22 protein-coding genes, 6 pseudogenes and 1 riboswitch are annotated in these 20,603 nt (G+C 40.6%); of the genes and pseudogenes, 11 read left to right on the top strand and 17 right to left on the bottom strand.

Annotated elements, in window-relative coordinates; all coding sequences use genetic code 11:
- Positions 1-60 precede the first annotated feature (60 nt).
- Complete coding sequence (locus E4K67_RS09335; RefSeq protein ID WP_135546147.1) at positions 61-447, top strand: type II toxin-antitoxin system HicB family antitoxin; 387 nt, start codon at positions 61-63, stop codon at positions 445-447.
- 532 nt (positions 448-979) lie between these two features.
- On the opposite strand, the gene E4K67_RS09330 is transcribed toward E4K67_RS09335, so the two are convergent.
- The 3 genes from E4K67_RS09330 to E4K67_RS09320 form a co-directional block, all read right to left on the bottom strand.
- Positions 980-1,168 carry a hypothetical protein gene (locus tag E4K67_RS09330; RefSeq protein WP_135546146.1) on the bottom strand — a complete coding sequence of 63 codons (189 nt, stop codon included), beginning with the start codon at positions 1,166-1,168 and terminating at the stop codon, positions 980-982.
- A gap of 3 nt (positions 1,169-1,171) precedes the next feature.
- Positions 1,172-2,341, bottom strand: coding sequence for a YibE/F family protein (locus E4K67_RS09325; RefSeq protein WP_135546145.1), 1,170 nt, complete (start codon positions 2,339-2,341; stop codon positions 1,172-1,174).
- 108 nt (positions 2,342-2,449) lie between these two features.
- A complete protein-coding gene (locus E4K67_RS09320) occupies positions 2,450-3,937 on the bottom strand; it encodes an alkaline phosphatase (protein ID WP_135546144.1) in 1,488 nt (495 codons plus the stop codon).
- 418 nt (positions 3,938-4,355) lie between these two features.
- On the opposite strand from E4K67_RS09320, the gene E4K67_RS09315 reads away from it, so the two are divergent.
- Complete coding sequence (locus E4K67_RS09315) at positions 4,356-4,955, top strand: type III toxin-antitoxin system ToxN/AbiQ family toxin (RefSeq protein WP_135546143.1); 600 nt, start codon at positions 4,356-4,358, stop codon at positions 4,953-4,955.
- Between the two features lie 116 nt (positions 4,956-5,071).
- Here E4K67_RS09315 and E4K67_RS09310 read toward each other — a convergent pair whose 3' ends face one another.
- The 4 genes and pseudogenes from E4K67_RS09310 to E4K67_RS31500 all read right to left on the bottom strand — a co-directional run bounded on the left by E4K67_RS09310 (position 5,072) and on the right by E4K67_RS31500 (position 6,282).
- Positions 5,072-5,476 carry a type II toxin-antitoxin system HicB family antitoxin gene (locus E4K67_RS09310; RefSeq protein WP_135546142.1) on the bottom strand — a complete coding sequence of 135 codons (405 nt, stop codon included), beginning with the start codon at positions 5,474-5,476 and terminating at the stop codon, positions 5,072-5,074.
- A 53-nt stretch (positions 5,477-5,529) separates the two neighbouring features.
- Entirely contained in the window at positions 5,530-5,718 is a 189-nt protein-coding gene (locus E4K67_RS09305; protein WP_135546141.1) for a type II toxin-antitoxin system HicA family toxin, read from the bottom strand.
- Between the two features lie 73 nt (positions 5,719-5,791).
- Positions 5,792-5,992, bottom strand: a pseudogene (locus E4K67_RS09300) (DUF3102 domain-containing protein); the annotation flags it as partial.
- Positions 5,993-6,087: 95 nt separating this feature from the next.
- The gene (locus tag E4K67_RS31500) at positions 6,088-6,282 is read right to left on the bottom strand and encodes a hypothetical protein (RefSeq protein WP_420841535.1); all 195 of its coding nucleotides are present in this window, start codon (positions 6,280-6,282) and stop codon (positions 6,088-6,090) included.
- A 186-nt stretch (positions 6,283-6,468) separates the two neighbouring features.
- Here E4K67_RS31500 and E4K67_RS09290 point away from each other — a divergent pair, with 186 nt between their 5' ends.
- The 3 genes from E4K67_RS09290 (at position 6,469) to E4K67_RS09270 (ending at position 7,982) form a co-directional block, all read left to right on the top strand.
- A complete protein-coding gene (locus E4K67_RS09290) occupies positions 6,469-6,657 on the top strand; it encodes a CooT family nickel-binding protein (RefSeq protein ID WP_135546139.1) in 189 nt (62 codons plus the stop codon).
- Between the two features lie 176 nt (positions 6,658-6,833).
- Entirely contained in the window at positions 6,834-7,142 is a 309-nt protein-coding gene (locus tag E4K67_RS09285) for a ferritin family protein (RefSeq protein ID WP_135546138.1), read from the top strand.
- Positions 7,143-7,697: 555 nt separating this feature from the next.
- On the top strand, positions 7,698-7,982 hold the full coding sequence (locus E4K67_RS09270; protein ID WP_135546137.1) for an AbrB/MazE/SpoVT family DNA-binding domain-containing protein: 285 nt from the start codon (positions 7,698-7,700) through the stop codon (positions 7,980-7,982).
- Between the two features lie 422 nt (positions 7,983-8,404).
- Here E4K67_RS09270 and E4K67_RS09260 read toward each other — a convergent pair whose 3' ends face one another.
- From E4K67_RS09260 to E4K67_RS09240, 5 genes and pseudogenes are all read right to left on the bottom strand, one after another.
- A complete protein-coding gene (locus E4K67_RS09260) occupies positions 8,405-8,920 on the bottom strand; it encodes a DUF1648 domain-containing protein (RefSeq protein WP_135546135.1) in 516 nt (171 codons plus the stop codon).
- Positions 8,921-9,137: 217 nt separating this feature from the next.
- Positions 9,138-9,653 carry a GNAT family N-acetyltransferase gene (locus tag E4K67_RS09255; protein ID WP_135546134.1) on the bottom strand — a complete coding sequence of 172 codons (516 nt, stop codon included), beginning with the start codon at positions 9,651-9,653 and terminating at the stop codon, positions 9,138-9,140.
- A gap of 117 nt (positions 9,654-9,770) precedes the next feature.
- Complete coding sequence (locus E4K67_RS09250) at positions 9,771-10,358, bottom strand: GNAT family N-acetyltransferase (protein WP_135546133.1); 588 nt, start codon at positions 10,356-10,358, stop codon at positions 9,771-9,773.
- A gap of 159 nt (positions 10,359-10,517) precedes the next feature.
- Positions 10,518-10,982, bottom strand: coding sequence for a hypothetical protein (locus E4K67_RS09245; RefSeq protein WP_135546132.1), 465 nt, complete (start codon positions 10,980-10,982; stop codon positions 10,518-10,520).
- Between the two features lie 177 nt (positions 10,983-11,159).
- A pseudogene (locus E4K67_RS09240) lies at positions 11,160-11,315 on the bottom strand (tyrosine-type recombinase/integrase); the annotation flags it as partial.
- Positions 11,316-11,459: 144 nt separating this feature from the next.
- On the opposite strand from E4K67_RS09240, the pseudogene E4K67_RS31495 reads away from it, so the two are divergent.
- Both E4K67_RS31495 and E4K67_RS09230 read left to right on the top strand, forming a co-directional pair.
- Positions 11,460-11,720: pseudogene (locus E4K67_RS31495) on the top strand (tyrosine-type recombinase/integrase); the annotation flags it as partial.
- 129 nt (positions 11,721-11,849) lie between these two features.
- Positions 11,850-12,965 (top strand): annotated as a pseudogene (locus E4K67_RS09230) (IS91 family transposase).
- Positions 12,966-13,200: 235 nt separating this feature from the next.
- Here the strand turns inward: E4K67_RS09230 and E4K67_RS09225 are convergent.
- Positions 13,201-14,094: a LysR family transcriptional regulator gene (locus E4K67_RS09225; RefSeq protein ID WP_135546129.1), complete on the bottom strand. Its 894-nt coding sequence runs from the start codon at positions 14,092-14,094 to the stop codon at positions 13,201-13,203.
- Positions 14,095-14,225: 131 nt separating this feature from the next.
- Here E4K67_RS09225 and E4K67_RS09220 point away from each other — a divergent pair, with 131 nt between their 5' ends.
- The 4 genes and pseudogenes from E4K67_RS09220 to E4K67_RS31490 form a co-directional block, all read left to right on the top strand.
- Positions 14,226-14,816, top strand: a complete 591-nt coding sequence (locus E4K67_RS09220) for a DJ-1/PfpI family protein (RefSeq protein WP_135546128.1) — start codon at positions 14,226-14,228, stop codon at positions 14,814-14,816.
- A gap of 41 nt (positions 14,817-14,857) precedes the next feature.
- Positions 14,858-15,613: an MBL fold metallo-hydrolase gene (locus tag E4K67_RS09215; RefSeq protein WP_135546127.1), complete on the top strand. Its 756-nt coding sequence runs from the start codon at positions 14,858-14,860 to the stop codon at positions 15,611-15,613.
- 252 nt (positions 15,614-15,865) lie between these two features.
- A pseudogene (locus E4K67_RS09210) lies at positions 15,866-16,725 on the top strand (tyrosine-type recombinase/integrase).
- Positions 16,718-16,942 (top strand): annotated as a pseudogene (locus tag E4K67_RS31490) (transposase zinc-binding domain-containing protein); the annotation flags it as partial. The pseudogenes E4K67_RS09210 and E4K67_RS31490, both read left to right, overlap by 8 nt.
- Here E4K67_RS31490 and E4K67_RS09200 read toward each other — a convergent pair.
- From E4K67_RS09200 to E4K67_RS09185, 4 genes are all read right to left on the bottom strand, one after another.
- Entirely contained in the window at positions 16,899-17,210 is a 312-nt protein-coding gene (locus E4K67_RS09200) for a hypothetical protein (protein ID WP_135546124.1), read from the bottom strand. The pseudogene E4K67_RS31490 and the gene E4K67_RS09200 sit on opposite strands and share 44 nt — an antisense overlap.
- A gap of 67 nt (positions 17,211-17,277) precedes the next feature.
- Positions 17,278-18,057, bottom strand: coding sequence for an ABC transporter ATP-binding protein (locus E4K67_RS09195; protein WP_135546123.1), 780 nt, complete (start codon positions 18,055-18,057; stop codon positions 17,278-17,280).
- Positions 18,054-19,097: a FecCD family ABC transporter permease gene (locus tag E4K67_RS09190; RefSeq protein WP_135546122.1), complete on the bottom strand. Its 1,044-nt coding sequence runs from the start codon at positions 19,095-19,097 to the stop codon at positions 18,054-18,056. The genes E4K67_RS09195 and E4K67_RS09190 overlap by 4 nt, the downstream gene beginning before the upstream one ends.
- A gap of 31 nt (positions 19,098-19,128) precedes the next feature.
- Positions 19,129-20,091 carry an ABC transporter substrate-binding protein gene (locus E4K67_RS09185; protein WP_135546121.1) on the bottom strand — a complete coding sequence of 321 codons (963 nt, stop codon included), beginning with the start codon at positions 20,089-20,091 and terminating at the stop codon, positions 19,129-19,131.
- A gap of 224 nt (positions 20,092-20,315) precedes the next feature.
- Positions 20,316-20,499, bottom strand: a riboswitch (cobalamin riboswitch).
- Positions 20,500-20,603: the final 104 nt, after the last annotated feature.

Genomic DNA, 20,603 nt, shown 5'->3' with positions numbered 1-20,603 from the left:
AAAATCATTAAGCGACGGGGTTTAAAATAAACTTCGTTGCCAACCAAAGGAGTGAACAAAATGATTAAGGCATACCCTATTGTTCTCACCCCTACGCAGACAGGTTACGTCGTAACTGTCTCTGATTTAGATATTAACACTCAAGGAAAAGATATCGCTGAGGCTATTTATATGGCCCGTGATGCGATTGGGCTTTGGGGAATTACCGAACAAGATGATGGCAGAAAAATCCCAGAACCTTCAAGTATTGAGCCAGAGCGCCAATCCAATGAATTGGTGACATGGGTAGATATCGACTTCGATAAATACCGCAAAGCAAATGATATGACAACCATGCGCATCAACGTTTCCGTACCGAAATACCTCAAGGTCTTAGGCGATGAAGCCGGGGTCAATTTCTCTCAAGAATTGCAGGAACGTTTAAAAGAAAAGCTTATTCAAAACTAACTCAGCGGCCTTAACCGGCTGCTTTTTTTATACTTTTAGTCTGATAAGCTTCTGCTGCTGAGTAATACCCTACCGCTGATAGTATAAATTTGCTTCTTCTCGGTCAGCATTCTGCCAAAAACCGAAATCTAAAACGATATTTAAGCCATTTGTCCGCGAATGTCATCGCCGTGCAATAATATCCCACTTTCGAACAGTTCCACCATACTGAAACTGTCTAATAACTATCGGTGACTCGCTGTCCGCTCGTACCCCAATATACTGTCCGTTTGATTTTCTTGCCAAGAAAGGCTTTGCCGGTTCTGTTTTAAGAGGGGTTCAAGCCTATAATTTCCTCCCCTTAAAAAGGTTCACACTATTGTATTTGAGCATTCTCTGTATTCATTATTATAGATGGTATCTGCTACTTTCCTGTAATCCCAATTAGTAATCTCTATCCTTTTAGTAGGCATGACCTCCTTGAGGCTTTCGAAAGACTGAGAAGATTATCTTGCCACTCCATGCTCTCTTGTTTCTGGCCATCTTATAGAGTTTAATTGGCTCCGAGCCAGTTCTTTTCTTGCAGATTCACCGTGTGCCAGTTATCCGCCGAAAAGCACACGCTCGACGTCACACCGAATAGGACGCAAAAAATTTCCATTAAAACATGTTTAATATTCATCATGGTACTTAGATCATCGAAGCGACTAATATCTATCGGAATTCCTACTACCGCTATCAAAGCTTAGACAGCTCTCTTGGTTAAAAGGATTCCTGAGGCAAGGGCTGTAAACGGAGCGACTGCAACAAGTCCAAAACTTCCCACAATAGTATGCATAATCTCCATTGAGACATACTTTAAATTCAAGATGTCAACAACAGGCGTTCCTTGAGCCATGAAATACATCAGCAAGGAAATATATCCTCCGGTGTACGCGAACAATAAGGTTGTCGTCATGGTTCCCACTACTTTCCTGCCTACGTTTAGACCTGAGAGTATTGCTTCGGCCGTGGTGATATCCGGTTTACTTTCCACAACCTCATGAACAGCAGCAGCAATGTCCATAGCCAGATCCATCACCGCGCCTGCTGAAGCGATAAAAACTACAGCAATCAAGATCTGGGTCAAATCTAAATGTGCGTATCCCGCATAGAGCAGGCTTTCGGAATAAGGCAGCACTGCACCATGAATTTTAAAACTGTGACCAGAAATTATGGCCAAAATGGTGGTGAGCAAAGTTCCTGAAAGAGAACCCAGCACAGCTGCAATAGATTGACGATTAAGCCCCCCCACCAAAAAAATAATAATGGAGGTGGCTGTTACTACAAAATACAAGGAAATAATGATCGGATTCCACCCTTTTAGAAGTAACGGCACCAATAATTTCCAGATCATTAAGACAGTCATTAAAAAAGACAACAGTGCTTTTGCTCCAGTCCAACGCGCAAACAGAATTAAGAAGATGGCAAAAATTCCGATGAGAATGCTCTCCAAATTGATTCGGTAATGATCAATCATCGTGACATTTCTGATGTTTTTGTCAGTGTAGTCAATGACTACCAGTGCTTTGTCCCCTTGAGTGAACGATTTATCCATTTCCATTCTGCCCATGAACCGGTTGTGGGCCAACGTTTGTTGCCCTTTAAAGGGACCGTCTAGAATTTCCACTTTACAAACTTGTTCCCCTTCAAAAACAAAACTTGCGGTCTTCAAAAGGTTATCATTATTAACCTCCAATACTTTAGCCACTGCTCGCATACTATCAGAATAGGTATTCTCTTGAAATCCAGTTGGCATGAGTGCCAAAAATACTACAAAGGTTATGACAATAAGATTAAAAATAAGTTCCCTTAACGGTATTTTTTTTAAATAAGCAGCTTTCTTCTCTAACATTTCAAGAAGTATCTTCTGCAAAATATCCCCTCCTGATGATTACAAAGACTAAAGTCCTGAGCGAGTTTCTCCCGCTCAGGACTGATACGTTTAAAACAAGCTAAATTCATGGGCGTCTTTACTTGCTATTTACTTCGCCCGTGCGCTTTTGGTGATAGCCGACAGTTTGTGGTAAACCTTGGTATTATCATAATACCCATCAAACATCTCTGAACCTGTACCTACTGCATAAACCGGTACGGGTACCCCTGTATGGGAATAGGTAGCGAAGCTGATTCCGGCCCTGTTATTTATTATATGAGAGAGAGTCACAGACAAGGGGTTATAAGTCCCATAAAGGACACTTTCTTGATCATTTGACGGTTTTGTAGTTGTTGACATAAACTTGGAAAAAGCATTGCTCAGCAAAGATGATTCGTAAGAAGTCAGAGTGGCTATATCCAGCCCATAGGCAGATTTAATCTTATCGCTTAAATCTTCTAGTTTTGGAGTAACAGGATTAGTTTCTTTATATAGTTTACTGATTTCGTCAAATTCCTGATAAGAGATGGTTACCGGCTGAAGCTTCTCGAAATGAGTGCTGTAACCTGTTAACGAATAACCAATGCTCATACCGCCGCACTCGTGGTCAGCCGTGACAAGAATCAGAGTATCCTTAGGATGGGCGTTGTAGAAATCAAAAGCAACTTTCACAGAGTCATCAAAGGCGACGGTATCATAGATGGAAGCCGTGGCATCGTTGGCATGGTTGGCCCAGTCTATTTTTCCGCCTTCCACCATCATAAAGAACCCTTTATTATTATCTAATACTTCAATTCCCTTTTTGACATAATCCGCCAAACCGAGTTCGTCTGCCTCGCGGTCGATTTCATAGTCTAACGCTGCTTCATAATTGTCTGGATCAATGGCAACGACTTTGCCTGAACGGTTATTTAAAGCCAGGATTTCTTCTTTGGTGTTGGCTATGGTATAGCCTGCTTTCTCAACAATCTCGTATATAGGTTGATCGGCTCCCTTTGGCCCGCTTTTTTGATCAAAATCACCACCGCCAAAATAATCAAATCCACTACCTGCCAGTTGTTTTCCGATTTCATAAGCATCATTCCTATTGGCCACCTTGGCATAGTAGGCTGCCGGAGTAGCGTGAGTGATGGGAACGCTGGTTACAATACCAATCTTATAGCCTTTTGCCTTCAAATCTTCCGTGATCGGCGTGTAGGCATTGGTTTTAGTCTCGTCCATGTTTATTACACCAGACAAAGTTTTGTGACCTGAAGCAAGAGAAGTAGCAGTTGAAGCAGAATCAGGAATAAATGAAGAAGAATCCTGAGTCATAAGTGCACCGTGAACAGGATACTTAGTGAAGCTCAATTGCTCAGGAGTGACCTTTCCAGGCATAGATTTTTCGCCGAGATACATTTCAGCGCTGCTAATTTGGGCATAACTCATGCCATCTCCGATAAACATAAAAACATATTTTGGGGTTTTTCCTTTATAAATCTCCTCGTTCGCTGACTTTGCTATCCCCAGGTTCGGCTGGGCAGCCAAAAGGGATATAAGTACTGTACCAATAACAACTATTGACGCGATACCTTTGGAATTCTTTCTTTTGAACATACTTATTATTTACACCTCCAAAAAATTATTATTGTTATTGTATAACACGAGTATTAAGTACCCATTATGCTTTTGTAAAATTATTGTTAAATTTTTCTAATTTTTAATTTTAATAACCAAAACAAAATGGCGTTAGCGAGAGAATCTCCTGTAAGAAGTGACAAAATTATACAAAAAGGTAAAGTTTTTATTGACAACAAATTTATTAAACTGCATAATATGAATAATAAGATTTACTGCAAAGTAAATTCAGGTGAATTCCTACCAATAAGTGGAATGCTGTAAATTCAGGTTATTCTCAACCAAAAAATGAGGAACTGTAAATTCAGGTGAGTCCCTACCAGATAGTGGGACACTGTAAATTCTACAGAAACAAGGGTAAGGTTGAAACTTATCCTTGTTTTTTTAGGAGAAGAAAATGGAGAAAATAAGATTATATAATGTATTAGATGAGTATGTTAATTATCTAATTCAATTCGATAAGAGAGTTCTTTCCTGTAAAGAAGATGATAGAAAACATGGAAGAAAATATTTAGGAGCGGTATTACAAATCAAAGATTTCAAGTATTTCATACCGCTCTCTTCTCCAAAAGATTCTGATTATATAAAAGTCGATGGTATTCTAACAATTCGCAAAAGTGTTCCACCTCTAATGAGAATTGTTGTAAAAGATAAAGTAGGAAACAATGAATTAAAAGGAACTCTAAAATTCAGTAGTATGATGCCAATTCCAGATATTGCATTACTTAATTATGATGTAACAAAAGAAGAAGATGAGACTTATAAGATACTTGTGTTAAAAGAAATTTCCTTCATTAACTCTAATTCTGAAGCAATAATTAAGAACGCAAGTGTAATTTATAATCAGAAAATGAATAATTATAATATTGGTTATGTGAAAAGTATTGTTGACTTTGAACTTTTAGAGAAGAAATGTAAAGAGTATGAGATTATTAAACAAACCATAACAGAACCATCTAAACAAATCGCCTCAACTGGAATTCAACTAAAAAAGTAGTTACTTAGCCAAGACCTCCATCGGAGGTCTTTTTGCGAGGATGTAAAAAACTTTGTGTGAATGGTTAAAATTACCATAAAAGGAGTTGACCTTTTAGATTTAAGGCTGCTGTATTATTATTTTTGATTTGTTTGAATTCCTAAATGTTCTTTTAATGCTTCCTGAAGAATGGCTGAAAAATTCACATTGTGAGCTTCCGCCTCTTCATTAAGCCATGAGGGAATCGATAATGTTTTCTTTACAGCCTTTGAGCTCTTATGCCGGCGATAGGCAGTCATATCGATATCTATCATTGTCGTAAACTGTCCGTCATCTAAAGGAATATCCCTTGCCCTTGACGGAGTTGGGATAACCTCATTTTCGTCTATGAGATAATCTAACCAAGTCGCTAAGGCATCACGTGCCATATAAATAGCGTTTGTAAGATCGTTGCCCTGACTATTGGCTCCGGGTAAATCGGGAAACCGTATGGCATATCCATTTTCGGTGGGTGTAAATATAGCGGGAAAAACGTAAACCATAGCGTTGCCTCCTTTATTATTTTTTATCTATTGATAGATCCTTGAGATGGGGTCTATTTCAGCCCCGCATCTTTTAGGATTTGCCTTGCTGTCACTTCGTTGATTTCTCGGTGTCTTGGGACTTGTACGGAGTTTCTTGTTCCAACTGGGTTGTCGTGTTTGTATATGTCATGTTCGTCTCCGTGACGTTTAAGGTACCACCCAGCGGATTCAAGCTTTTTTACTAGGTCCCGTCGTTTCATTAGCATCACCTGCCATCTGATAATTATATTACGTATTTTACGTAACATCAATATGGTTGGTGCATAATTTATGCGCTGACGAATTTGAGCTGCCGCTGTCATCGCCGGAAGCGAATAGTTTATCTCCATATTCTTCAAAGAGCTGCATCAGCCTGTTGGCTGTGCGCTGGGAATAGCTCACCGATTCCACTAGCCATTTACCCCATTCTCCATGGGGGAGCAGGTCCTTGGCCTCCTTCAGGCGCTTACCGATCTCCATGGCATTGCTAAGCATCTAAGTCTCTACTCCTTCTTTCAAAAAAAATTATTTTCTTGAAAGAAGGAATTAACACTTGCCTGTAGAATATTATTAACATAGTAAACTATTCATTATGAAAAACGAGACCATGGAGGTCTTGACCTGACATTAAGTCTGGTCATACTTTCCATGGTCTTTTTCATTTTTCGAAGGAGGTGATTATTGGCATATAAGCCCATGCCAGCTGTCTTTCCATAGTTTGCAAAGCAATGAATTTCGCGTTCCAAAATACCCTCAACTTCTTCCTGCATCTTACGTGTGGAAATGTCGACTCATAATCCTTAAGGAAAGTTTGGATCCTTACAGAAACATCAGACCTAATAATATTTTGATCTGACCGTCACAATATTATTAGGTCTGACCTTAACTTAAATTGAGCCTTTCCCAGGCAACGACTTATAGACTTGTTCTGGTAAAGCTTTTATAATTCTTAAAAGAAGGAGCTAAGTACAATGTGTGAATCAAATGCCTTTCTCAAAGATGGAGAAAACGAAGTAATGCTCATGGAGTCGGTTGATACCATTGAGCCCTGTGAAGATGGCCTTAAACTAATGGATATTTTCGGAAAGCAAATATTTATTAAAGCCAAAATTAAAGAAATGACCCTTCTCAATCACCGTATTATCTTAGAAAGTTTTTAACCTACACCCCAGCCTACCTCTTTTAGCTTAGGGTCAGCATCATGCGTTTAATATGGGAGTCCACCTTTAAGCCACCCACTAAACCTAAGTGACCGAATAAGATAGGGCATTAAGATTGACAAATTGTTCCTACAAAAATACAATGATAGTTATATAAAATAAGGAGGTATCTATTTATGCCGGATTTTGGAAATTCATTTTCAGGGCTTGCAAAAGACCGCAAATTGACTGAACAAGAATTAATTAGAGCAATTAGATTTATGATTTCCGCGGAATATGAAGCGATCCAATTGTATATGCAGTTAGCCGAATCAACGGACAACAAATTAGCGATTGAGGTATTAACGGATATTGCCGATGAAGAAAAGGTCCACGCCGGAGAGTTTCTTAGACTATTAAAAGAGTTAGCTCCCGACGAAGAGAAATTCTATATGGAAGGCGCTCAGGAAGTTGAAGAAGAGATTGAGTCGCTAAAAAATAAATAAGTTGATGCTTGAAGCCATGCAGCTGATTCTACTGATCAGTTTCATGGCTTTTACTCTTCAAAGTCCCTCCAATTCTGGATTATAGTCTGGTGGAAAACATCCTCAAAAGCTCCTCCCCTGTCGGGTTCCTTTAAAGACTCCATCCTAGGCTTTGCTGCTGAACGTCATATAATCTCTCATACAATCCTTTTTTCGCAATCAGTTCCGAATGGGTACCTTCCTCCACCAACTGCATTCGTAACTTTCTCTACCGAAGCATGTGTCATCCCGCATGTTTTGATCAGTGAAAAGCCTGCCTCCAGCATTTGGACCTTCGTATTCTCTCTTTCTTGAAGTGCAAATATCTTAGGCGACATCAATCGAAAATTCAATAGTAAGTACATTGGTTATGTTCGGGTTATTACATTCAGATTCTCTCCGATGTTGCTAAACCCTCTGTTTATATGAAGGTCGGCGCTCCAGAGGAATACCTGACTAAAACAGCTCTCTTTTCACTAGCAATATTACGTAATAACGCATATACTATAATAACAAAACATTAAAGAGGTGATAATCATGTCAATTGACTCCCATAAAATTTTCGTTCAAAAACGAAACCTCATAAGCCTTCCCAGAGATATCCGTGAACAACTTAATATCAATGAAGGCGATGTACTCGACATTAGGATGGAGAACAATAAAATTATCATTGAACCTATGAAACTTGTTCCTTCTAGCCAAGCATACTTTTGGTCTGATAAAGTCCAAAATGATATGCTCGAGGCCAAAAACGATGTTGATTCCGGTAACGTTCGTGAGTTTAATTCCGTTAATCAATTTCTTGACGGTATTAAACAATGACCAGGCGCTTTAAATCTACTCGAAAATTTGATAAGCAATTTAAGCAACTTGACTTTAAGACTTCGAAACAAGCAGAGAAATCTATTGAGTTATTCATCTCCGACCCAAGCCATCCCTCACTACGATATAAAAAAATTCAAGGAACAGATAACTTCTATGAAATTAGAGTCAATAAGTCGGTACGGATCATCATCGAAGTAACGTCCGAGGCAAGTGACCAGATAAACACTCTTTATATTATCGGAACCCATGATGAAGTTTTCCCATCAAAGTAGCCTCAAACAGGTTGCTTTTTTTTCGTTCCGCCGACTTTCATATAACGTCCCGAGGGTTTGCGACGTCGGGTTACTACATTCATATTCTCTCCGCTGTCGCCAAACCCTCTGCTATCTGGAGTTGCGGGCAGTCATACCCAATAGCGACTATTTGACCCGAAACGCCCGCCAGATGTAAACACCTATCGTACTAAATACTAATATTAAGGATATAATCATAAAGGCTTTTCCCAGCCCCATCGCTTTACTCATTGCAGCTTTAATACTTATCCATTCAATATAAAAGAAAATCCATATGACTTCTACTTTTAGAACTTGAACCATTAACCTTGCCAAACGATATTGTTCTTCTGCATTTTGCTCAGTAATAGCAAATGGGTAATTAAATCGGTGTGGATAATGGTTTAATACAGTTAGGAATATGTACATAAGAATGATGATGGGAACTAACAGGAATATTTCTCCCTTCGATCCCCATCGGTCAATCTCCCCATAAATATTGTAATGAGCTGGAATTTTGCTAGGTAAGGAAGACCACGCTCGAATAGGACTAATCAATGAAGCTATTACTCCAATTAACGCCCCTATCTCAAAAATATTTTCTAGAAAAGACCGATGAATTTCTAACCGAGGACGTTTTTCCGTCGAAGAATTCTCAATCATGAAAAACCTACTCCCCCTTTAATGACCTAGCAATTTCTGATAACGTGCCGCGAATTGCCGACGCGTCCTGCCCACATGCATCTTGACGAAGTATCGGCAATTCGCTGTTCTACGACGTATCGTACCCCAGACTCAGCAGCGCCATGAAGGGCGCTGCCTTAAGCATTCACATAAAGATATCCAGATTACACTATGATGTTATTAACTCATTTCATAATCATTTAGTACAACTGTTAAAAGAATAAACATATCGCACATCAATAAGCTGCTCCCCCATAATTTCTAAAACATATTCATCATTGTTACATCGTATCCCATTTTTTTCGTAGAAGCGTCTTGCCCGTGGATTATCCTTTAGTACCCATAAGTAGATGCTTTCATACCCGGATTCTTTTAAATCTGATAATGCAGAATCTAACAGCTTATTACCATATCCTTTGCCGAAATATTCCGGCAACAAATAAAGAGAAACAATTTCTCCACAATCTGGGAGTGACTTATCTCTGGATTTTCCATATGCAACACAGCCAATTGGCTTACCGTTTTCAAATACAATCTCTGCAGTTAAAACATTGTCTTTTATCCAATCTACAAATACTGATTCCCAATGATCCTCTTTTAGCTCATCTAAGTAGGCTTGAGGAATTATCCCTTTATATGCAAATTTCCAGCTTAAAGCATAAATACGGCTAATATCTTTAACATCGTCAATTGTTGCTTTTCTGATTTCCATCTTTACTCCTCCATAACACATTCCCAAGCATTATTCGCGCCATGGATGGCGCGTTCGTGCACGATATGTCGTAGACGTCCTGGGTGTTCCCGTAGCGCCATACTACATTCATATTGGCTAAGTTACGGGAACACCTTGTTGTACGACGGGTCGCGCTTGCATCTTGCTTTCAAATTCGTTCTTAAGCATCGAAAGAACAATTGTATCAAAATACGAACCATGAATATAATAGATCTGTCTCAATCTTCCTTCCTCTATGAAACCACTCTTCAAGTAGCATTGATATGCCCGAGTGTTATATGAATGAACTTTAATCTCAAGGCGGTTCATATTGAGCCTATTAAACGCAAATTCCTGCAACACCCTTAGAGCTTCGGCACCAATCCCTTTTCCTCTATTTACTTCTTCCCCAATCACAATACCTATTTCTGCATATCGGTTTTTCCAATTGATGTTGAATAAGTCAATTTGCCCAATATAAGTTTCTGATTCTTTATCAGCAATAACAAAACAGTATGTATTCTGCCTGGTGCCTTTTAGTACGGAATTAAGAAAGTCCTCTGTTGCGTCCAACGTATGAGGTTGGAGAAAAATGTCCGAAAGGTTATTGACGACTTCCGGATCGTTAACCCATTTCCTTATATGTTTTAAATCTTCTCTTTTGTATTCGCGCAGCATAATTTCTTCACCAAATAATCTTGGCATATTATTACCTCCCCTCAAAGTACTGCCTGAAGGCGGCCGGTCGTATAACGGTTCACGGGTTCCCGAAGTCTGCTTACCACCTTCATATTCTCTCAAATTTTGGAAACCCGCTGTTGTCGGACGTCGGTTAATGCTACCCAGACGTTCGTTTCCTTATTGTCAGAATGGGATATCATCTTCTTCATCAGTCTCATCCCTGTTTTCTAGTGGACCTACGTCTAAATAGTTTTCATCCCAATGTTCATTGGCATCCATCTCTTCCCATGTTACTCCATAAGGTGCACCGCTAGATGTATATCCCGCTATGTAACAAAATTGATCATCAGATTCAGACGATGTAAACATTTCCTGCTCCGCTTTCAACTTTTTCCGTTCTTGATTTTGCTCTATTTGGACTGCAATAGCCCGCTTCAATTGATCAACATACTCAGGCTTAAACTGATGACCCAACATTTCCAATTCCTTAACTGCACAAAGTAAATCTACTGCAAAGTGCCTAGCATAACCCCTTACAATATTTTTCCCTATGTACGTGGGGAGCCAATGTCTACCAGCTTGAAGCCTCTCTGTTCTCTTCATTCGTTTGTGCCTTGGAATGGATGAATCATTCTCACTTTTTCCCATTTTCTACTTCTTTCCACCTTCTGTTCTTACCGAGATGATCCCACCCGAATTATAAAAGCTTAGATGTCCGATAACTATGGGATTACCGAAATTAATTTCGGATATTCTAACATTTTAGGGGAATACCCGAAGGTAATTTCGGGTAATTCCCCTTTCTTACTACATTAACCGATTAAGCTAATTAAGTTCCAAAGAGTCTAAAGGACTTTGGATATTCCCTATGCTCTTCTTAGAAACATGGGTATAGATCTCCGTTGTTTTAGAATTTTGGTGCCCTAAAATTTCTTGAATATATCTAAGGTCTGTTCCCCTCTCTAAGAGGTGGGTTGCAAAAGAATGCCGGTTATGGGGAGCTCTCCATAAGAGACATTGTACTAAACCGCTGCGCGGTGGCTTTTTCTCAAATTAACTAAGGTCTATAATCCATGATATCATTCTTTCTGCCAATAACTTGTAATGCAGAAAGGATGATATTTTATGTTGATCCGGGTTAATCATGGTAAGGGTGACAAGGATCGTTTAACGATTCTATCTCATGAAAACCTCAAATTGCTCAGACTTTACTGGAAACAATACAGACCCACCGGTCTACTTTTCCCAGGTCCCATTGAAGGTCAACCCATGTCCACAAAAACTCCTCAAACAGTCTTTCAAGTTGCTAGAAAAAAAGCCGGTATTACGCAGCCTGTGACGATCCACACACTTCGTCATTCCTTTGGAACTCATCTTCTGGAAAATAATACTGACACAACGCATCGATCCAAGTCCTTATGGGGCACACCAATATTGCATCGACTGCAATCTATCTCCACCTATCAAAGAAACATATCTCCTCAGTTAAAAGTCCTCTTGATGGGCGTGATTCGTTTGACTGAACTTCAGGATATTTTTAAACATGTCAAGCTTAAGCCTCTTTCTCCTGATCAGGCAAAAGCCTTTCATATGATTCGACTTTGCAGAACCTCAGCACTGGGTTCCCATGCCCAAGTGTGTAAGGAATGTGGCTCAACCGACGTTTCCTTCAATTCCTGCCGTAACAGAAATTGTCCAAAATGCCAACATTCTGTTCAGGAAGAATGGGTTGAGGCTCAAATGTCCAAACTTTTACCTGTCGGTTACTTCCACGTTGTTTTTACAATCCCGCATGAACTTAACAGCCTTGTTTTGTAAAATCAGAAACTTCTTTATTCCCTTTTAATTAAATCTGCAGGACATACGTTGATGGAACTAGCTAAAGACCCTAAATATCTCGGTGCTACGATTGGAGCCACCACGGTCCTCCATACGTGGGGACAAAATCTCTCATTCCATCCCCACGTTCATTGTATTGTCCCTGGCGGGGGACTTTCCAACGATGGACTTCGTTTCGTCCGTTCTCGTAAGAAGTTTTTTATCCCTGTTAAAGTTGTTTCGAGAAAGTTCAAAGGAAAATTTCTTGACCTTTTAAAAAAGGCCTATAACAATGGGGAAATTGCGTTCTTTAACGAGGCTACCAAACTTGCGTTAAGAAGCAATTTCCTTTCTCTTATCAACATATTATACAACAAAAATTGGGTTGTTTTTTGCAAGAAACCGTTTAAATCTCCGGGTCATGTTGTTCGTTATCTTGGACGGTATACTCACAGAGTCGCGATTAGTAACTCTAGAATTCTGGCATTTGACGGTCAATCGGTGAGTTTTTCCTGGAGGGATTATAAGGATGGCAATAAGTCCAAAGTCATGACTCTTAATGCAGCTGAGTTTTCCAGACGGTTCCTTCTTCATGTTCTACCAAATCGATTTGTTAAGATCAGACATTATGGTCTGCTTTGCAGCCGAAATATTAAGTCAAAGCTTTCTAAATGCATGAAGATGACTGGGCACAAGCCCTTGCCTCCAACTATTAAAGTCCAGAAAGACGCGAAAGCCTGCCGTTCCTGTGGAAGTGCTGATGTTATTACGATTCTTGTTCCTAATTCTTTGGCTACGACCTCAAGTGCATGATCGCTGTGAAATTGAATAGTTTTGGAAAACTACCTATCTTGGGAGGGGGGAAGTCTATCCAATTTTAGGGGTTTACCTTAGTATTTTTAATGTGAAGGAAAATTACCCCTTGTCACATCGTTACCCAGATAATTTATAACCCAAATAGAAAAGATTGAATTCCCATATACCAAGTGTAGCACGGCAGAGGTTACAGGTCCTATGACCCATTGGGGTCATATAAGTAAATGCTATGTTAAGTATGTGAGCCAATAAAAGCTTGATCAACTGTTTCAATAAAAGCCCGTAGTGCAGGTGAAAGCCACTTTCTTTTGTGATAGATAAGCTGCGTCATATATTGAGGAAGAGGTAGATGGTGTGTTGCTACAGCCAGTTGGTTATTTTGAAGTTCTTTTTCAACAGTAAAACGAGGGAGCATTGAAATACCTAAGCCCAGCATAACCAACTGCTTAATAGACTCTATACTATTTACTTCCATACGGGAGCGAGGCGTGACATCGGCCGTATGAAGCAGGTTTTCAATCGTTGCCCGATAGCTGCAACCTGGTTCGGTCAAAATAAGACATGTTTCACTCAGGTCTTGTAGTGAAATTGTTTTTTTAGCAAGAGGATGATTCGGGGCGGTAATAAAAAGCATTGGTTCAATCGACAAACATTTTACTATAAAGTCTGGATCTTCAACTTTACGGTTAATGATTAGGGCAATATCCATTTCGTTGTTTCGAATACAGTCGCGGATTTTACTGCAATTCTCAAATTTTAGAATGAGCTCCACGTTAGCGTAATCATGTCGATAAGTCTGTAATAAAGTTGGAATTTTATAAGTACTGAGTGACTCACCTGTTCCGAGGATTATAGTTCCATGAGGAATAGGTGAGGGTGTGACCGCTTCTTTCGCCTCATCAATGAGTTTTGTGATTTTCTCTGCATAAGCTTTAAAGGTTCTGCCTTCAGACGTTAGATTGATTTTATGACCTAGGCGGTCGAAGAGTTTAATACCCAGGTAACTTTCTAAGTTTTTTATATGAGTAGTTACCGTAGATGGCGTATACCCAAGATGCGTGGCAGCTTCTATAAAGCTGCCCATTTTTGCAATGCTGAGGAAGGTTCTTAACTGGCGGAAGTCCATATTAGTATATTCTCCTCTTGAATTCGAAATAATAGAATGTTTTGTTTGAAATATTCAATTTTACGCTGATCTAGCTGTATGTTACTATAAAATCATAGAATTTCCAGAAATGAAAGAAAGGAAGTAAAGTTATGAAAAGAGTATTACTTTTACTGGCTAACGGTTTTGAAGCTTATGAAGCTAGTGTTTTTACAGATGTATTAGGCTGGAACGAATATGAAGGAGATGGAACCACTCAAATAGTGACTTGTGGAATGCACAAGCAACTCAAAAGTGCTTGGGGTTTTACTGTCATTCCGGAGATGCAAATAAATACCGTGGACGTGTCAAATTTTGATGCCTTAGCTATTCCAGGTGGATCCGAAGAGGATGGTTTCTATACAGATGCCTATCAGGAAGAATTTCTTTCCTTAATCCGTCAATTTAATGATGCAGGCAAATATATAGCGACTATCTGTGTAGGAGCGTTGCCTGTGGGCAAGAGTGGGGTTCTCAAAAGACGAAAGGGGACTACCTATCATCTTAATGGTGGCTTACGACAAAAGCAATTGGCTTCATATGGAGTAGACGTAGTGAATCAACCAGTAATAGTTGACCAAAATATTATCACCTCTTCTTCTCCGTCCACGGCATTAGAGGTAGCTTTTATTTTACTGGAGAGGCTAACATCGGCAGAAAACTGCCGTCGTATAAAGTATCTTATGGGATTCCAAGGTGAGTGAATAACTTAGGCTAACGAAAAAAAAGGTAGCAGGAGGTACTAATGAAAATTAGGCTTATTCGCAGTGCTACAATACTATTGGAATATGCGGGAAAAAAATTTATCATTGACCCTTACTTAGCAGCAAAACACACAATGCCGTCGTACACAGGTAAATCGCTAAATCCTTTAGTGGAGTTACCTTGTGAGCCATTTCAAGTGATAGCGGGGATAGATATGGCTATTATTTCACATCTGCACTCAGATCACTTTGACCCAACTGCTCAAAGGTTGCTACCAACAAATTTACTGATCTTGTGCCAGCCAGGAGATGAGTCTGAAATTAAAGCTGTGGGGTTTCAAAGTGTTGTACCAATCATAGACCAAATAACTTGGGAAAACATAGAGATTATCCGTACCGCATGTCAGCATGGTTCAGGCGAAGTTTTACAAGAGATGGGGGCTGCATCGGGGTTTATATTTAAGAATGAAAACGAGCCTACGGTATATTGGGCAGGGGATACTATTTGGTGTAAAGCTGTTGACAACACTATTTCTCAAGTGAAACCGTCGATTATAATAACACATTCGTGTGGTGCTGTATGGGGTGATAATATTCCAATCGTAATGGATGCCAAACAGACAGTTAAAGTTTGTTTAGCTGCGCCTACTAGTACGATCATTGCCACGCATATGGAATCGCTTGATCATACTACAATATCTCGTGAATGTTTAAGGAAATATGCTGAAGCAAATGGTATTAGGGTGGAACAATTGTTGATACCCTCAGATGGTGAAACATATCATTTTGATTGCTAACACCTAATGGATCAGTTTTCTGGAAGGGATAAAGTATCATATGCAAGCTGTACTAGTCAATTCCTAATTACATCGGCTCCTAAAAACCTTCCAGGACCAGCGATATTTTCTACTTTTGTTCCTTTTGAGTCCAATAACCCACATTGTACTAAACCGCTGCGCGGTGGTTTTTTCTCAAATTAACTAAGGTCTATAATCCATGATATCATTCTTTCTGCCAATAACTTGTAATGCAGAAAGGATGATTTTTTTATGTCCCAAAAATCCCAGGCTCTTTCCTCTCATCTTCAAAAGATGGTCTTCGAAATGGAACTTAGAGGCTATGCTCCACATACCCAGAATCATTATCTCGGCCATGTAAAGCTTCTTGAAAGGCATACTAGTAAGCCTGCCCCCGATATCACCCCCGATGAGCTTAAACAATATATTCATGATCGTATTAAATCCGGAATTGGCTACAGCAGTATCACTATCTCTTGCAGCGCGTTTACACTCTTTTTTAATAAGGTCCTCGGCTACAACTGGTCTGATGACGTTATTGTCCGTCCCAAACGGCCTAAATCCCTTCCTCATATTCTTTCTCAAGACGAGATTTTATCCATCACTGATCAGGTGCGAAACTTAAAGCACAGAATGATTCTCCTAACGACGTATGCTTCAGGCCTACGAATTAGCGAAACGCTTAATCTACGCATCTCTGATATTGATTCATCGGCTATGTCGATCCGAGTTAATCATGGCAAGGGCAACAAGGATCGCTTAACTATTCTATCTCATGAAAACCTTAAAATGCTTAGACTTTACTGGAAACGTTACAGACCCACAGATCTGCTTTTCCCGGGTCCTGTTGAAGGTCAACCTATGTCCACAAAAACTCCTCAAAAGGTCTTTCTAGATGCTAGAAAAAAGGCTGGTATTACTAAGCCTGTAACGATTCATACGCTTCGCCACTCATTTGCAACCCATCTTTTGGAAAAAATACTGACCTGCGCACAATTCAAGTTCTTATGGGGCATAGCAATATTGCTACGACCTCAATCTATCTTCACCTATCAACAAAACATATGTCCTCAGTAAAAAGTCCTCTTGATGGGCGTGATTCGTTTGACTGAACTTCAGGATATTTTTAAACATATCAAGCTTAAGTCTCTTTCTCCTGATCAGGCAAAAGCCTTTCATATGATTCGGCTTTGTAGAACCTCAGCATTGGGTTCCCATGCCCAGGTTTGCACGGAATGTGGCTCGATGGATGTTTCCTTCAATTCCTGCCGTAACAGGAATTGTCCTAAATGCCAACATTCTGCGCAGGAGGAATGGGTTGAGGCTCAATAAGCAAATTATAATATTCTCGATAACGAAGTTCTGGAATAAGGTCATAAATTAAATCATTGACTACCTTATCGACAATAATCTCTTCCTGGGCAAACAAATCGTAGAAATTCCTTACTGACTCATGCTGAAAGGGTATCGTCCAATGTCTTTCTTTTTGATTCCAAGACCGTCCAACGATACTTCTAATCTTTTTCACTCGGTCTTCAGTATAATCGAATCTGATAATCAGCCAGTCATCTCTTTTCATAGATACAAAAATAGACATCGAATACCTCCTTCCATGATTTTACTATTCCCCATTTTTCTACAAAACCTTTTGTTTAGTTCTTGTACTATTGACTGGTGAGCAAAAATTGAGGTACATGCTGTACAGGGTGTTCAATCATAATAACTTCGGTTTTATAGACAGTCGAAATAGTTTCTGGTTTTAATACGTCGTGAATTTTGCCATAGCTTTGAACGTAGCCTTTATCTAAGAGGAGAAGGCGGCCACAGTATTGACTGGCAAGATTTAAATCATGCAAGACCATAATAAGGGTGATGTCCTGGGATTGGTGCCACTCTCGAACGTGGTCCATCACGAGCATTTGATGCCCAATATCCAAGAACGTGGTCGGTTCATCTAGGATTAATACTTTTGGCTGCTGAACCATGGCTCTTGCTAATGAGACCATTTGACGCTGACCGCCGCTCAGAGCATTAACCGCTTGGTTCTTTATTTTCCAGAGGCCTAGGTTTTTAAGGACATCTTCGACAATCTGTTCGTCTAGATGAGATAGGTCCGCAAGGGGCTTTAACCACGGATAACGCCCCATAGCAACGACCTCTTCGATCGAGAAGGATAGGGGAGGTATCCCTTCTTGCTCTAACACGGCAATGAGTTTTGCAAGGTCTCGTTTTCTGTACGAACCTATCGCTTTATTATAGAAGAGGATTTCTCCTTGATTTGGTTTTAGTAAGCCACTCATAGTCCGAATAAGCGTAGATTTGCCACTGCCGTTCGGACCGATAATCCCAAAGGTCTCTCCGACTTTTACTTGAAAACTGATATTATCAAGAACCGGGACATTCCCGAAATGATGCTGAACTTGCAATACGTCAAAAAGGTTCATACCTGCCCCCTCCTCAGTCCCTTTTTTAGTAAGTAAGCAAAGAACGGTGCTCCGATAAACGCGGTAATAACGCCAATCGGGATTTCTCGCGAGGGAATGATGCTACGAGCCACGGTATCTGCCCAAAGCAAGAAAATTGCCCCCGCTAGAGTGGATAAGGGCAACAAAATGCGGTGGTCGGGGCCCACTATTAAGCGCATTAGATGGGGTACAATAAGACCCACAAATCCTATGATTCCGACAACAGAAACAGCAGCGGCTGTTAGTAAGGACCCAGCAATTAAAATCTTGATTTTCTTCTTCTCAACATCCATCCCCAGATGAGTCGCAGCGCTTTCTCCCAAAGAAATGAGGTTGAGGTCACGCTGCTGGAGAGATAAGTAGACGAAACCGACGAGCATATACGGGGTAAGCATGGCGACGTCAAGCCATGTACGGTTGGCTAGGCTTCCCATCATCCAGAACACAATTTGTTGCATTTGCTGTCCGGAAATAGCAATCAAGAACGAGATAGCCGCACCAATTAGCGATTGAACAACGACACCTGCTAGGATTAACGATTCTCTGTCGCGTTGGCCGTGATGACTGGCCAGTGACAAGACGAACCAAAGAGAGAGTAAGGCGCCAATAAACGCAAAAATGGGGGTCGTGAAGTATCCAAGTAGTGCTAAATCCCGGAAGAAGAGCATTGATGATGCTGCCCCAAAAGCCGCACCCACCGACACACCTAGGATGTAGGGATCAGCAAGGGGATTGCGCAACATGCCTTGAAAGGCAACTCCTGTTGAAGAAAGCATAGCCCCTATCACAATGGCCAAGAAAACCCGTGGAAGACGCAAGTCCCAGACAATAGCATCTTGGGCTAATGACCAAGTGGGGGCCAAGTTAACCAACGGGAGGTGGCTGAGAAGAATTTTCAGCGTTAGCGCAAACGGTAAATTGACTGAGCCAATCATAACACCTAACACAAGGGACACTAGGAGCAGAGCGACAAAGCCAGTCAACCAAAATATTCGTTTAGTCTTCAGTTTTTGCTCCATTAGAATCCCACACACCCTTTACCTGAAGAAATTACTTGAAAAGTTCAGGATACAACGCTTTAGCAATTGATTCTAAGCCATCGACGATTCTAGGCCCAGTTCGTGTCACCATGTCACTGTCTAACTCTATCACGCGTTCGTTCTTAACGGCTTGCACGTTTTGCCAGCCTTTACGAGCGATAATCTTCGCAACCGCGTCTTTTTGATAGTAACCGTAGGTTGAGAAAATCACTTGGGGATCCTTGGCTATCACTTGTTCACTATTGAACTGTCCCCACCCTTGGACATCCACCGCGATATTCTTCCCCCCCGCTTTGGTTAGTAATTCATTGAGAAAGGTTCCTTCCCCAGGCGTGTACAGGTTCTCATCGACCTCTATCCAGACCTTTAAGCGATCAATGTCCTTGATTGTTCCGATTTTCTCCACAATAACTCGTTCTTTTTCCTTCATGCCAGAAACGATCTTGTGGGCTTGTTCTTGAGAGTCGGTTAGTTTTCCAAACATTTCAATGGTCTGGTAAGTTTCTACGAGGGTTTGAGGGTTAATTGTGACGACCGGAATTTTTAGATTGCGAATTGCTTCGATATCCTTTTGGTCATTGCCCATCAAGCCCATAACAATCAGGTCAGGCTCTAATTCCAAAATCTGTTCCGTATTCGGACGTATGCTGTCTTCAAAGGCATAGTCTACTTTTTCCTGAACGCCCACAGGATAATTATCCCACTTTGTGACGGCGACTACGTTATCTCCTAATCCCAGAGCGAAGAGGGTTTCTGTGGCCGAGGGAACTAGGGAAACAATGCGTTTCGGTTGGGCGACTAGGGTCACACTAGAGCCCGAGTCATCATTGATGGTTAGAGGATATGTTGTCGGTGTCGCTAGGTTCTCGTCAGTGGGCATGTTCGCTTTAGGTGTTGTACTTCCACAACCAGCAAGGAGGAGGGTGAAGCAAAGGATTAGAGCAATTAATGCGAGACTCTTTTTCTTTGACATAAGTTTAACATCCTTTCTATTAATCTCCATTAAAAAATTGCCCTTTAAATATAAAGAGACAACCCTTATTGCTAATCATATGACAGCATGCCTTGGTTGTCTCAGACGAGACGCTCGCTTCCGCTTCCAAGTTGCATTCACGTTTTTGGCGTCTAAAAACATCTAAAAGCCCTTCATAAAATGAAGGGCTGGATTAAAATAATTACTGCCACCCATTCATCGTGAGTAAAGCATATGAGCAATCAGGTCTCCTGGCTTAGGTTCCTCGTTTAGTGCCTCCTTCCCAAGTTTCCTCCGTGGATATGGCACCAACTCCCCATTACAGTGGCGGGACCGCGCCGGATTTGAACCGGCTTCCCTGCTACGATTTTTCAACTAAGAAAAACCGCGTGCTCATTTATTAATTTAAAATCAACCTATCACATAAGCATTGTATAGTCAAATCAGCAACCAACAATGGCTCCCCTTTCAGCTCTGCTCACTCATACTTCCGGAATCGGAATCAACAGGTC

The sequence above is a fragment of the Desulfosporosinus fructosivorans genome (assembly GCF_004766045.1).
Classification (GTDB): domain Bacteria; phylum Bacillota; class Desulfitobacteriia; order Desulfitobacteriales; family Desulfitobacteriaceae; genus Desulfosporosinus; species Desulfosporosinus fructosivorans.
Note: the sequence above shows the minus strand (reverse complement) of the source record. Positions and strands in the feature narration are given on the sequence as shown.

What these genes read in the sequence shown, in the direction of transcription:
- E4K67_RS09190 (WP_135546122.1), bottom strand. Translation starts at nt 19,097, where the DNA reads ATGGAGCAAAAACTGAAGACTAAACGAATATTTTGGTTGACTGGCTTT.
- E4K67_RS09220 (WP_135546128.1), top strand. Translation starts at nt 14,226, where the DNA reads ATGAAAAGAGTATTACTTTTACTGGCTAACGGTTTTGAAGCTTATGAA.
- E4K67_RS09185 (WP_135546121.1), bottom strand. Translation starts at nt 20,091, where the DNA reads ATGTCAAAGAAAAAGAGTCTCGCATTAATTGCTCTAATCCTTTGCTTC.
- E4K67_RS09285 (WP_135546138.1), top strand. Translation starts at nt 6,834, where the DNA reads ATGCCGGATTTTGGAAATTCATTTTCAGGGCTTGCAAAAGACCGCAAA.
- E4K67_RS09225 (WP_135546129.1), bottom strand. Translation starts at nt 14,094, where the DNA reads ATGGACTTCCGCCAGTTAAGAACCTTCCTCAGCATTGCAAAAATGGGC.
- E4K67_RS09315 (WP_135546143.1), top strand. Translation starts at nt 4,356, where the DNA reads ATGGAGAAAATAAGATTATATAATGTATTAGATGAGTATGTTAATTAT.
- E4K67_RS09320 (WP_135546144.1), bottom strand. Translation starts at nt 3,937, where the DNA reads ATGTTCAAAAGAAAGAATTCCAAAGGTATCGCGTCAATAGTTGTTATT.
- E4K67_RS09260 (WP_135546135.1), bottom strand. Translation starts at nt 8,920, where the DNA reads ATGATTGAGAATTCTTCGACGGAAAAACGTCCTCGGTTAGAAATTCAT.
- E4K67_RS09335 (WP_135546147.1), top strand. Translation starts at nt 61, where the DNA reads ATGATTAAGGCATACCCTATTGTTCTCACCCCTACGCAGACAGGTTAC.
- E4K67_RS09290 (WP_135546139.1), top strand. Translation starts at nt 6,469, where the DNA reads ATGTGTGAATCAAATGCCTTTCTCAAAGATGGAGAAAACGAAGTAATG.
- E4K67_RS09200 (WP_135546124.1), bottom strand. Translation starts at nt 17,210, where the DNA reads ATGTCTATTTTTGTATCTATGAAAAGAGATGACTGGCTGATTATCAGA.
- E4K67_RS09305 (WP_135546141.1), bottom strand. Translation starts at nt 5,718, where the DNA reads ATGAAACGACGGGACCTAGTAAAAAAGCTTGAATCCGCTGGGTGGTAC.
- E4K67_RS09310 (WP_135546142.1), bottom strand. Translation starts at nt 5,476, where the DNA reads ATGGTTTACGTTTTTCCCGCTATATTTACACCCACCGAAAATGGATAT.
- E4K67_RS09250 (WP_135546133.1), bottom strand. Translation starts at nt 10,358, where the DNA reads ATGCCAAGATTATTTGGTGAAGAAATTATGCTGCGCGAATACAAAAGA.
- E4K67_RS09245 (WP_135546132.1), bottom strand. Translation starts at nt 10,982, where the DNA reads ATGGGAAAAAGTGAGAATGATTCATCCATTCCAAGGCACAAACGAATG.
- E4K67_RS09255 (WP_135546134.1), bottom strand. Translation starts at nt 9,653, where the DNA reads ATGGAAATCAGAAAAGCAACAATTGACGATGTTAAAGATATTAGCCGT.
- E4K67_RS09270 (WP_135546137.1), top strand. Translation starts at nt 7,698, where the DNA reads ATGTCAATTGACTCCCATAAAATTTTCGTTCAAAAACGAAACCTCATA.
- E4K67_RS09195 (WP_135546123.1), bottom strand. Translation starts at nt 18,057, where the DNA reads ATGAACCTTTTTGACGTATTGCAAGTTCAGCATCATTTCGGGAATGTC.
- E4K67_RS09215 (WP_135546127.1), top strand. Translation starts at nt 14,858, where the DNA reads ATGAAAATTAGGCTTATTCGCAGTGCTACAATACTATTGGAATATGCG.